This window comes from Janthinobacterium sp. UMAB-56 (assembly GCF_900095265.1).
In the GTDB taxonomy this organism is placed as follows: domain Bacteria; phylum Pseudomonadota; class Gammaproteobacteria; order Burkholderiales; family Burkholderiaceae_D; genus Janthinobacterium.
The window spans coordinates 176,814-186,735 of record NZ_LT607663.1 but is presented as its reverse complement, the minus strand read 5'-3'; the positions used below and the strand labels follow the sequence as shown (position 1 = coordinate 186,735).

Annotated in this window: 10 protein-coding genes and 1 pseudogene; 4 read left to right on the top strand and 7 right to left on the bottom strand. The window is 63.3% G+C overall.

All coding sequences use genetic code 11. The annotated features are described in order from the left end of the window. Positions 1 to 205: 205 nt before the first annotated feature. The gene (locus K0F85_RS21100) at positions 206 to 1,075 is read right to left on the bottom strand and encodes a TraB/GumN family protein (protein WP_257572942.1); all 870 of its coding nucleotides are present in this window, start codon (positions 1,073 to 1,075) and stop codon (positions 206 to 208) included. Between the two features lie 95 nt (positions 1,076 to 1,170). Between K0F85_RS21100 and K0F85_RS21095 the strand changes: the two genes are divergently transcribed. From K0F85_RS21095 to pabB, 3 genes are all read left to right on the top strand, one after another. Then, complete coding sequence (locus tag K0F85_RS21095; RefSeq protein WP_219117890.1) at positions 1,171 to 1,905, top strand: pyrimidine 5'-nucleotidase; 735 nt, start codon at positions 1,171 to 1,173, stop codon at positions 1,903 to 1,905. 101 nt (positions 1,906 to 2,006) lie between these two features. After that, on the top strand, positions 2,007 to 2,582 hold the full coding sequence (gene slmA / locus K0F85_RS21090) for a nucleoid occlusion factor SlmA (RefSeq protein ID WP_070313104.1): 576 nt from the start codon (positions 2,007 to 2,009) through the stop codon (positions 2,580 to 2,582). A 21-nt stretch (positions 2,583 to 2,603) separates the two neighbouring features. Continuing rightward, the gene (gene pabB / locus K0F85_RS21085; RefSeq protein ID WP_219117889.1) at positions 2,604 to 4,442 is read left to right on the top strand and encodes an aminodeoxychorismate synthase component I; all 1,839 of its coding nucleotides are present in this window, start codon (positions 2,604 to 2,606) and stop codon (positions 4,440 to 4,442) included. Here the strand turns inward: pabB and K0F85_RS21080 are convergent. Both K0F85_RS21080 and K0F85_RS21075 read right to left on the bottom strand, forming a co-directional pair. Next, positions 4,439 to 4,798 carry a DUF1428 domain-containing protein gene (locus K0F85_RS21080; protein ID WP_219117888.1) on the bottom strand — a complete coding sequence of 120 codons (360 nt, stop codon included), beginning with the start codon at positions 4,796 to 4,798 and terminating at the stop codon, positions 4,439 to 4,441. The genes pabB and K0F85_RS21080 overlap by 4 nt on opposite strands. Positions 4,799 to 4,911: 113 nt before the next feature. Further along, positions 4,912 to 5,505 (bottom strand): glutathione peroxidase, encoded by a 594-nt coding sequence (locus tag K0F85_RS21075; RefSeq protein WP_219117887.1) that lies wholly within the window; start codon positions 5,503 to 5,505, stop codon positions 4,912 to 4,914. Positions 5,506 to 5,686: 181 nt separating this feature from the next. On the opposite strand from K0F85_RS21075, the gene K0F85_RS21070 reads away from it, so the two are divergent. Further along, positions 5,687 to 6,811 carry a poly(3-hydroxybutyrate) depolymerase gene (locus tag K0F85_RS21070; RefSeq protein ID WP_219117886.1) on the top strand — a complete coding sequence of 375 codons (1,125 nt, stop codon included), beginning with the start codon at positions 5,687 to 5,689 and terminating at the stop codon, positions 6,809 to 6,811. 6 nt (positions 6,812 to 6,817) lie between these two features. Here the strand turns inward: K0F85_RS21070 and gabD are convergent, their stop codons facing one another. The 4 genes and pseudogenes from gabD to K0F85_RS21050 form a co-directional block, all read right to left on the bottom strand. Further along, positions 6,818 to 8,272: an NADP-dependent succinate-semialdehyde dehydrogenase gene (gene gabD / locus K0F85_RS21065; RefSeq protein ID WP_219117885.1), complete on the bottom strand. Its 1,455-nt coding sequence runs from the start codon at positions 8,270 to 8,272 to the stop codon at positions 6,818 to 6,820. Positions 8,273 to 8,352: 80 nt separating this feature from the next. After that, positions 8,353 to 9,195, bottom strand: coding sequence for a PPK2 family polyphosphate kinase (locus K0F85_RS21060; protein ID WP_219117884.1), 843 nt, complete (start codon positions 9,193 to 9,195; stop codon positions 8,353 to 8,355). After that, complete coding sequence (locus tag K0F85_RS21055; RefSeq protein WP_219117883.1) at positions 9,192 to 9,614, bottom strand: CoA-binding protein; 423 nt, start codon at positions 9,612 to 9,614, stop codon at positions 9,192 to 9,194. The genes K0F85_RS21060 and K0F85_RS21055 overlap by 4 nt, the downstream gene beginning before the upstream one ends. Before the next feature lie 64 nt (positions 9,615 to 9,678). Continuing rightward, a pseudogene (locus tag K0F85_RS21050) lies at positions 9,679 to 9,922 on the bottom strand (bifunctional 2-keto-4-hydroxyglutarate aldolase/2-keto-3-deoxy-6-phosphogluconate aldolase); the annotation flags it as partial.

Below are 9,922 nucleotides of genomic sequence, written 5' to 3'. Positions count from 1 at the left end.
GTGGTAGAGCACTCCCTTGGTAAGGGAGAGGCCACGTGTTCGATCCACGTCAAGGGCACCAGTATCCTTTCCCCGCAGCTGTAAAAATGCCCATGGCGGCGTTGTACTTCCTCGCCGTACATTCGTACTGTCTTCGTCAGTACGCCTTGCCCTGAACATTTTTCCATCTGCTCTGCTGTCTTCCAGCCCGCATCTACTCCGCGTTTCAATACACCCGTTCGACCTTCAAGCCCCTTTGACGCAATAAATCCGGCACGCTTTTCGTTCCGACCAGATGCAGCACGCCGATGGCGGCAAGGCTGTGCTTTTCGCGCGCCAGGAGTTTGGCGATGCCGTCGGCCAGGGCCGGGTTGCGGCCATCTAACAATACCTTTTGCACGAACTGCGCAGCGAACGAGGGGTCTTGCGCGGCTTTCGCCGCCAGCTTGTCGAAGGCGGCCGCGTCGGCCGTGCGCCAGGCGTTGGCGATCTCGCGCGCTTCCTGGCTTTGTTCCTGGTCTTCGATCGACGCCACGCCGTCTTCCAGGAAACGGCACTGGTCGAGCGGCGACATCGCGCCAAACAGCGCCATCTGGGCTTCCATCGACTCGAGTTCCACCACGGGGATCTTGCGCACCCTGGCCTGCTGCGCCAGATAATTGTCCACCGCCAGGTCGGAGCGATAGCCGAGCGTGGAAAATTCGCCGATGGCCAGCATGCTGGCCAGCATCCACGGCTTCATCGGCGCCACCGATTCGGCTGGAATGCCGTATTTTTGCAACAACGGCGCCAGGCGCGGGGCCAGGGTCTGGCGGCAGTCGGCCGGCACTTTGCTGCCCGGCGCCTCCATGCCGTATTTCAGCACGGCGCCCAGGGCCGCGCGCGGATCGGCGCCCGGATCGATCTCCAGCGCCAACGCGCCAGCCTGCTGCAGCGCCTGCGCCACGGTCGGCTCGAGCGGATAAAAGTCGGGCGCACCGACGTGGATGGTACCGAACAGATACAGGGTGTGGCTGGCGTCCTGCACCTTGAACAGGGCACCCCGGTTTTGCGCCACGCGCGGCGCTTCGGCGAAGGCCGCCTGCAATGGCAGCAAGAATAATCCGCAAAACATCACTATAATCTGGCGTCGCATGGTTTTCCTGATTGTTGAATTTTTCATCTTGCTTATCATCTTGCCTAAAGACTCCTGTGCCTGTGTCCCATCTTAACCGCTCGTCGCCGGTCTGGCTGTTTGACCTCGACAACACGCTGCACAATGCCTCGCACGCCATCTTCCCCACCATCACGGCCAATATGAATACGTATATTGCCCGCGTGCTGGGCGATGGCGTCACGCCCGCAGACGATGCCATCGTCAATGCGGCGCGCGCGGCCTACTGGCACCGCTATGGCGCCACCTTGCTGGGCATGGTCAAGCACCATCAGGTGCAGGCCGCGCACTTCCTCCACGAGACGCACGCGTTCGACGATTTGCGCGCCATGATACGCGCCGAGCGGGGGCTGGGGGCTTTACTCAAGCGCCTGCCTGGCCGTAAAATTTTACTCACCAACGCGCCGCTGCGCTATTCGAGCGACGTGATGCGCCACCTGGGCTTGCGCCAGCACTTTGCCCAGCATATCTCCATCGAAGCGATGCATGTGCACCGCCAGCTGCGGCCCAAGCCATCGACCCTGATGCTGCGCAAGCTGATGCGCAAGCACCAGATCCGGCCCGGCCGCTGCATCCTGGTGGAAGATACCCTGGCCAATCTGAAGGGTGCGAAAAAACTGGGCCTGCGCACGGCCTGGATCACGCAATACCTGAAAATGGCGGATCCGATCGGCATGGCGAAGTTGCCCAAGGCGTTAAATCGCCCCGCTTACGTCGATGTCAAAGTAAAATCTGTCCGGCATTTGGCACGCCGCCTTCACCGTCTGCGTTGAAGGGGACTCCTGGGCTTCCGGTTGACGCCGGAAGCCGCACCGCTAGCGGCGGTGACGGACCGTCCCGTCAAGGCAGCATTTTTTTAACGACAAGAGAAAATATGGCAAGCACACCGCCGGGCCAGCGCAGGCTACAAATTCTTCAGGCCCTCGCCGCAATGCTGGAGCAGCCGAAAGGCGAAAAGATCACCACTGCCGCACTGGCGGCCAGACTGGCCGTGTCGGAAGCGGCCCTGTACCGTCATTTCGCCAGCAAGGCGCAAATGTTCGAAGGACTGATCGAATTCATCGAGTCGAGCGTCTTCGGCCTGATCAACCAGATCGCGGAAAAGCACAGCGACGGCATGACGCAAACGCGCGACATCATCGGCATGCTGCTCAATTTCGCCATCAGCAATCCGGGCATGACGCGCGTGCTGATCGGCGACGCGCTGGTCAATGAGGACGAGCGCCTGCAAGTGCGCATGAACCAGTTCTACGACCGCGTGGAACTGGCGCTCAAGCAAGCCTTGCGCGTGGCTGCCGCCGAAGGCCATGGCAAGGAAAGCGAAGTGGCGGCGCGCGCCACCCTGATCGTCAGCTTCGTCATCGGACGCTGGCATCGCTACGCCAAGAGCGGCTTCAAGATCAATCCCTCCCAGGAAGCGGCGCTGCAAATCGCCATGCTGCTGGGGTAAGTCACCGCTGCGGCTGTCCCCATGCATACCGACTGTTTCGCCCTGCTCGACGACGCCAGCACCCCGGGTGCCGGTTCGCGCCTGTACACGGGCCTGGCGGCAGTCTTGCGGTGCAGCGAGGGACACCAGTGGCCGGCCCTGATCGAGGGGCTGCAAGAGGCGTTACAACGCGGCCAGTACGCCGTCAGCGTGTGCAGCTACGAACTGGGGGCGCATTTGCTGGCCATGCCGCCGCGCGCGGCAGGCATCAACGCCCCGCCGCTGGCGCAGGTACTCGTTTTTGAACACTGCCGGCAGCTGTCGCAGGACGATGTGGCGCAGTGGCTGGACGAGCGCGTCCGCGCGGACGCCGCGCCGGCCGGCGTGGCCGATACACACGCGAATGTCGACCAGGCGCAATTTACGCAGGCGCTGCAGCGCATCCACGACTATATCGTGGCCGGCGACACTTACCAGGTCAACTACACCTATCGTTTGCGTTTCGACGCCTTCGGCTCGCCACTCGCCCTGTATGCGCGGCTGCGCGCGCGCCAGCCCGTGCCCTACGGCGCGCTGGTGATGCTGCCCGATGGCGGCGCACTGCTGTCGCTGTCGCCGGAGCTGTTCGTGCGCCATGCGCAAGGCGAGCTGATGGCGCGTCCCATGAAAGGCACGGCGCCGGCCGCCCCGCCGGAGCAAACGGCAGAAAACGCGCGCCGCGCCACAGCCTTGTCTGCCGATCCGAAGAACCGCGCGGAAAACCTGATGATCGTCGACCTGCTGCGCAACGATATCGGCCGTATCGCCGCCACGGGGTCCGTCAAGGTGCCGGCCCTGTTCGAGGTGACGCGCTACAGCAGCGTGCTGCAGATGACCTCCACCGTGCAGGCCCGCCTGCGCGAGGATGCCAGCCTGGCCGACATCTTCCAGGCCTTGTACCCGTGCGGCTCGATCACGGGCGCGCCGAAACGCCGCACCATGGAAATCATCGCGGAACTGGAAGAGGCGCCGCGCGGCATCTATACGGGCGCCATCGGCTGGTTCGATCCACCGGCCGCTGGCGCCACCCACGCCGTGGGCGACTTTTGCATGTCCGTGCCGATCCGCACCCTGGCCCTGCAGCCGGCTGGCCCTGGCGGCATCCGGCGCGGCGAAATGGGCGTGGGTGCCGGCATCGTGCTCGATAGCGACCCGCACGATGAATTTGCGGAATGCCAGCTCAAGGCCCGCTTCCTGACGGGATTGAGCAACGACTTCGAACTGTTCGAGACCCTGCACGCCAGCCGTGCCGGTGGCTGCCGCCAGCAGGAACGCCACCTGGCGCGCCTGGCCGCCTCCTGCGCCTACTTCGGTTTTGCCTGGGATGCCGACGCTGCCCGCGCCGCGCTGCAGGCGGCATGCGCGGCCCGCCCCGACGATATCGCCTTCCGCCTGCGCCTGGCGCTGCGCCAGGATGGCCAGTTCACGCTACAAAGCGGTGCGCTCACCGCCTTGCCGGAGACCGTGAACATCCTGCTGGCACCCGACGCCACCGTGGCCGACGACCTGTTCCTGCGCCACAAGAGCAGCGTGCGGACGCGCTACGACGCGGCCTGGCGCGCGGCCGAGGCGCAAGGCGGCTTCGACATGCTGTTCTGTAACGAAAGGGGTGAGCTGACGGAGGGTGGGCGCAGCAATGTCTTCGTCCGCCTCGACGGTCGCTGGCACACGCCGCCCCTGTCCTGCGGCTTGCTGCCGGGCGTGCAGCGCGCAGCCATGCTGGCCGATCCTGCCTGGGATGCGCAGGAAACCATCATCACGCGCGCCATGCTGGCGCGGGCCGAAGCCATCGTCGTGTGCAATGCCCTGCGCGGCGCGTTGCCGGCCAAGCTCATCCTTTAAGCATCTATCCGCATTTCATAGCCGCCGTATATCATCCGCTTGCCATCGAACGGCAACTTGGCCGGGTCCATCATCTCGGCCAGGCGCGGGTCTTGCATGACCTTGTCGTTGATTTCATCGCGCTTGGCGCGCGACTCATACACGATCCAGGAAAATACCACCACTTCGCCCTCCTGCAAGTCCACCGCCTGCGGGAACGAAGTCAGCTTTCCGGCTTTGACATCATCGCCCACGCATTCGCGAAATTCCAGTGCGCCATATTCGCGCCAGACGGCGCCGCAACTACGCGACATGGCCAGGTAGGCATCGAGTTTGGCTTTCGGTACGGGCACCACAAATCCATCAACATACGCCATGATGTTCTCCTCTGTTGTGACAAACACGAACAAACAGCTTAGGATAATGATGGCAAGACGACAAGCTCGACATGAAAAAAGCAGGCGTTCAAGCCTGCTTGTGTGTCGACAACTTACAGTGCCAACGCTTTTTCCACCGCGCCAACGAGTTTTTTGTCGTCCGGCGTTACCTTGCTGGGGAAGCTTTCCACCACTTTACCGTGGCGGTCGATCAGGTATTTATGGAAATTCCAGGCCGGCGTCTTGCCCGTCTGCTTGATCAGGTCCACGTACAGCGGATTCGGCGTGGGGCCGGAAACGACGGACTTCGAAAACATGGGGAACTTCACGCCATAGGTGTTGTAGCAGAAATCGGCGATTTCCTTGCTGCTGCCGGGCTCCTGCTTGCCGAAATCGTTCGACGGGAAGCCCAGCACCACCAGGCCCTTGCTGCCGTACTTGGCGTACAGCGCCTCGAGGCCTTCATACTGGCTGGTGAAGCCGCAATAACTGGCCGTATTGACGACCAGCACGACCTTGCCAGCGTACTGGCACAGGTTTTGCGGCGCTTCATCCTGCAAGCGATTGAAGGTCTGCTTGAGGATGGCGGGGCAGGCTGCTGGCGCGGCAGCAACTGTCGCGGTGTCGGCGGCTTGGGCCGGCATGGCCAGGCTGGCGCCGGCGGCAAGGGTGGTGAGCGCAAACAGCTGGGCAAGGGTCTTGGACATGAGGGGCACCATGGTTGAACGGAAAAAAACCATTCTATGTCAAACGCCGCGCACGCGTACAAGACGTAGCACAACGGCGATTGCTTGAGCGATATCAACAACCGTGCAGTACTTGCCCGGCGCACAGTTTTTTTACCTATGCTCGGTCTTCCTGTCCCTTTTCTTGCCCTGTGGAGTAGCCATGCCCTTCCCGCACCTGACCGCATTGCCCCTTGCCCTGCTGGCCGCCAGCCTGCTCATTCTGGCACCAGACGGCGCGCACGCCGCCACGACGGCCAAGGCCGTCAAGCCCGCCGCGACCAAGGACGCCCCCGCCCTGCCCGGCTACCAGGCTGACCTGAGCCAGACCACGGTGTCCGGCCTGTCCTCGGGCGGCTTCATGGCGGCGCAATTTGCCGTCGCCTACTCGGCCACCGTCGCCGGCGCCGGCATCATCGCGGGCGGCCCGTATTTCTGCTCGGGCCAGCCGGGCCGCTTCCCCTACATTCCCTACCTGACGAATGCCCTGACCACCTGCATGAATCCGGGCAGCGCGCAGGTGGCGCCGCCTGTCGCCAGCGAATTGCTGCGCGCGGCAAACGATTTTGCGCGCGCCCGTCTCATCGACGACACGGCCAACCTGAAGCGCCAGCGCGTGTATCTGTTCAGCGGAACGCAAGACCGAACCGTGACACGGCCGGTGATGGAGCAGGTGGGGAAATTCTATGCGCTGGCCGGCACGCCGGCGGCGCAGATCCGCTTCGTCGACACCGTCGGCGCGGGCCACGCCATCTTGACCGACAGCAATCAGGACAAGCCGTGCGCCGTGACGGAGTCGCCCTTCATCAACGACTGCGACTACGTGCAGGCGCGCGACATCCTGCAGCACCTGTACCCGGACCTGCAACCGTCGTCCACCACCCTGACGGGCAAACTGATCGCCTTCAACCAGCGCAGCTTCATCCAGAGCGCGTACTCCAGCATGAACAATACGGCCTATGCCTACATCCCGAAAGCCTGCGACAGCGAGAGCTGCCGCGTGCACGTGGTCTTCCACGGCTGCCTGCAAACGACGCAAGCCATCGGCGACCGATTCTATACCAGCACCGGCTACAACCAGGTGGCGGACGCCAACAAGATCATCGTGCTGTATCCACAGGCAGAACCGAGCCCCGTCTACCCGTACAACCCGAAAGGCTGCTGGGATTTCTGGGGCTACACCAGCATCAATCCGATCGACCCGGATTTCTACCGCAAGAGCGGCACGCAGATGGAAGCGGTCAAGGGCATGCTGGACCGCCTCGCCGCGCGCCGCGGCTCACACTAGGATGCCTTAGATGCCGCCCATGCAGATGTACTTGATTACGAGATAATCCTCGATGCCGTAGGTCGATCCTTCGCGGCCCAGGCCCGATTGCTTGACGCCGCCGAAGGGCGCGATCTCGTTCGAGATCAGGCCCGTGTTGACGCCGACCATGCCCGTTTCCAGGCCTTCTGCCACACGCCAGATGCGGCCGATGTCGCGCGAATAGAAGTAGGCGGCCAGGCCGAACTCCGTGTTGTTGGCCAGGGCGATGACTTCATCGTCCGTCTTGAAGCGGAACAGTGGCGCCAGCGGACCGAAGGTTTCCTCGGTAGCCACGCGCATGTCGTTCGTCACATCGGCGATGATGGTCGGCTCGAAGAAGCCGTTGCCCAGCGCATGGCGCTTGCCGCCAGCCAGCAGGCGTCCGCCCTTGCCCAGCGCGTCGGCCACGTGTTCTTCCACCTTGGCGACGGCCTTGGCGTCGATCAGCGGGCCTTGCGTGACACCCGCCTCGATGCCATTGCCTACCTTCAGCTTGGCCACGGCGGCCACCAGCTTGTCGGCAAACGCGTCATACACGCTGTCCTGCACGTACAGGCGGTTGGCGCACACGCAAGTCTGGCCCGCGTTGCGGTATTTCGAGGCAATGGCGCCTTCCACTGCCGCATCCAGGTCGGCGTCGTCGAAGACGATGAACGGCGCATTGCCGCCCAGTTCCAGCGAGAGCTTCTTGATCGTTGGCGCGCACTGTTCCGCCAGTAAGCGGCCCACCTGGGTCGAGCCCGTAAACGTCAGCTTGCGCACGATGGGGTTCGACGTCATTTCGCCGCCGATGTCTTTCGGCGCGCCCGTGACGATGCTGAACACACCCGCAGGCACACCCGCGCGCTCGGCCAGCACAGCCAGCGCCAGCGCGGAAAACGGCGTCGCTTCGGCCGGTTTCAAGACCATCGGGCAGCCGGCGGCCAGGGCCGGGCCGACTTTGCGGGTAATCATGGCGGCGGGAAAATTCCATGGCGTGATGGCGGCGCACACGCCGATCGGCTCCTTGGTGATGACCAGGCGGCGGTCAGGCCACGGCGATTGCAGGGTATCGCCCGCCACACGCTTGCCTTCTTCGGCAAACCACTCGATGAACGAAGCGCCGAACTGCACTTCGCCCTTCGCTTCCGGCAAGGGCTTGCCCTGTTCGGTGGTCATGATCAGCGCCAGGTCGTCGGCGTTTTCCAGGATCAGGTCATGCCAGCGGCGCAGCACGGCCGCACGCTCTTTGGCCGTCTTCTTGCGCCAGGCAGGCCAGGCGGCATTGGCCGCCTCGATGGCGCGGCGCGTCTCGGCTGCGCCCATCAGGGGCACCGTGCCGATATGCTCGCCGGTGGCGGGATTGCTCACATTAATCGTCTGGCCAGCATCGGCATCTGCCCAGGCTCCATTCACGTAAGCCTGGTGACGCAACAAGGTAGGATCTTTCAACTGCAGCATATGGATCTCCGGTCTGGTTTGAATTATCGACGAAGGATACTATGCCACAGCGCGGCCGATTCCGCAGGCGGAGTATGGAACTACTCGACCTTGAAAGACGACAGTTTCGGGTCCGGCGCCGGGTATTCCAGCTTCATGGCCTGCAGGGTTTCCAGCAGCAGGGTAGCCACCACCAGGTTGCGCTGGGTCTTGGAGTTCGATGGCACCACGTACCATGGCGCGTGGTCGGCATCCGTCTCGCGGATCGCCGTTTCATAGGCGCGCTGGTAGCCATCCCACTTCTTGCGCTGGGCGATATCGTTGGGATCGAACTTCCACTGGCGGTCAGGATCGTCGAGCCGCTCCTGCAGCCGTCCCCGTTGCTCGTCCTTGGAGATGTGCAGGAAGACTTTCAGGATGATGGTGCCCGTTTCGCTCAGCATGCGCTCGAAATCGCGGATATGCGCGTAGCGGCGCTGGCATTCTGCCTTGTCTATCATATCCTGCACGCGCGTGATCAGCACATCCTCGTAATGACTGCGGTTGAAGATGGCGATCTCGCCCTTGACGGGCACGTGCTGGTGCACACGCCACAGGTAATCGTGCGCCAGTTCGATATCGGTGGGGCCCTTGAAAGCCACGGCGCGGATGCCCATCGGGTTGATATTGCTGAAGATGGCCTTGACGGTACCGTCCTTGCCCGAGGTGTCCATGCCCTGCAAGACCAGCAGCACTTTTTTCTTGTGCTGCGCGTACAGCATGCTCTGGCACTCGGCGATCTGCGCCGTCAGCGCCACGGTTTCCTCGCGGTCCAGGGCCTTGCACTGCGCCGCAGTCAGCTTCTTGTTCGCCGCCTTGGTGGCCGCACCCAGCAGGCGCTTGCCGGCGAATTCCTCGTTCAGGTCAAAACCCTGGCCGGCGCGAAATTGCGTGCGCGCCTTCATGCTGCCACCGCCAGCTTGCGATGCTCGATTTTTGTGCAATGGTCCATCACCACGTCCATGCCGGCCGTCCGCGCCAGTTGCGCCGCCTGCTCGTTGATGACATCGAGCTGCAACCACAAACAGCCGGCCTTGACGGCGATGGCTTCCTCGGCGATGGGCAGAATATCTGCCGACTTGCGGAAGCAGTCAACGATGTCGATGCGCGCCGGCGCCACAGCTGCTGCGGCCTGCGTCAGGGTGGCATAGGCACGCTGGCCCAGCACGTCGCGCCCGGCGAGGGCCGGATTGACGGGCAACACGCGGTAGCCATGCTGCAGCAGGTAATCTGCCACTTCATGGCTGGCGCGTTCGGGCTTGTCGGACATGCCGACGATGGCGATGATGCGGCTGTCTTTGAGGATGCGGGCGATGTTGGACATATTCGGGTCTATGAGGCGTGCGACATTGCCCGCCTAGCGTAGCAGAATTATCCAGCGCAAGGAGCTATCCAGAAGACTTAGAAGTCCGCACGGCCGCCATCTTCGCCACGAAAACCTGTGCGCGCGCCGTCACGGCCGCGTAATCTCCCGTGGCGCCCGGGCCACTCAGGCTGCTGCCGATGCCTACGGCCACGGCGCCACTGGCAAACCATGCATGCAGGTTCTCCACCGTCACGCCGCCCGTCGGCATCAAGGGCGCTTGCGGCAACGGTGCGCGCAGGGCCTTGATGTAGGCGGGGCCGAACATC

Bases quoted from the DNA above. Each gene is read 5' to 3' on its own strand.
- slmA (WP_070313104.1), top strand. From the start codon at position 2,007: ATGGCAAGCACACCGCCGGGCCAGCGCAGGCTACAAATTCTTCAGGCC.
- pabB (WP_219117889.1), top strand. From the start codon at position 2,604: ATGCATACCGACTGTTTCGCCCTGCTCGACGACGCCAGCACCCCGGGT.
- K0F85_RS21080 (WP_219117888.1), bottom strand. From the start codon at position 4,798: ATGGCGTATGTTGATGGATTTGTGGTGCCCGTACCGAAAGCCAAACTC.
- K0F85_RS21075 (WP_219117887.1), bottom strand. From the start codon at position 5,505: ATGTCCAAGACCCTTGCCCAGCTGTTTGCGCTCACCACCCTTGCCGCC.
- K0F85_RS21070 (WP_219117886.1), top strand. From the start codon at position 5,687: ATGCCCTTCCCGCACCTGACCGCATTGCCCCTTGCCCTGCTGGCCGCC.
- gabD (WP_219117885.1), bottom strand. From the start codon at position 8,272: ATGCTGCAGTTGAAAGATCCTACCTTGTTGCGTCACCAGGCTTACGTG.
- K0F85_RS21060 (WP_219117884.1), bottom strand. From the start codon at position 9,195: ATGAAGGCGCGCACGCAATTTCGCGCCGGCCAGGGTTTTGACCTGAAC.
- K0F85_RS21055 (WP_219117883.1), bottom strand. From the start codon at position 9,614: ATGTCCAACATCGCCCGCATCCTCAAAGACAGCCGCATCATCGCCATC.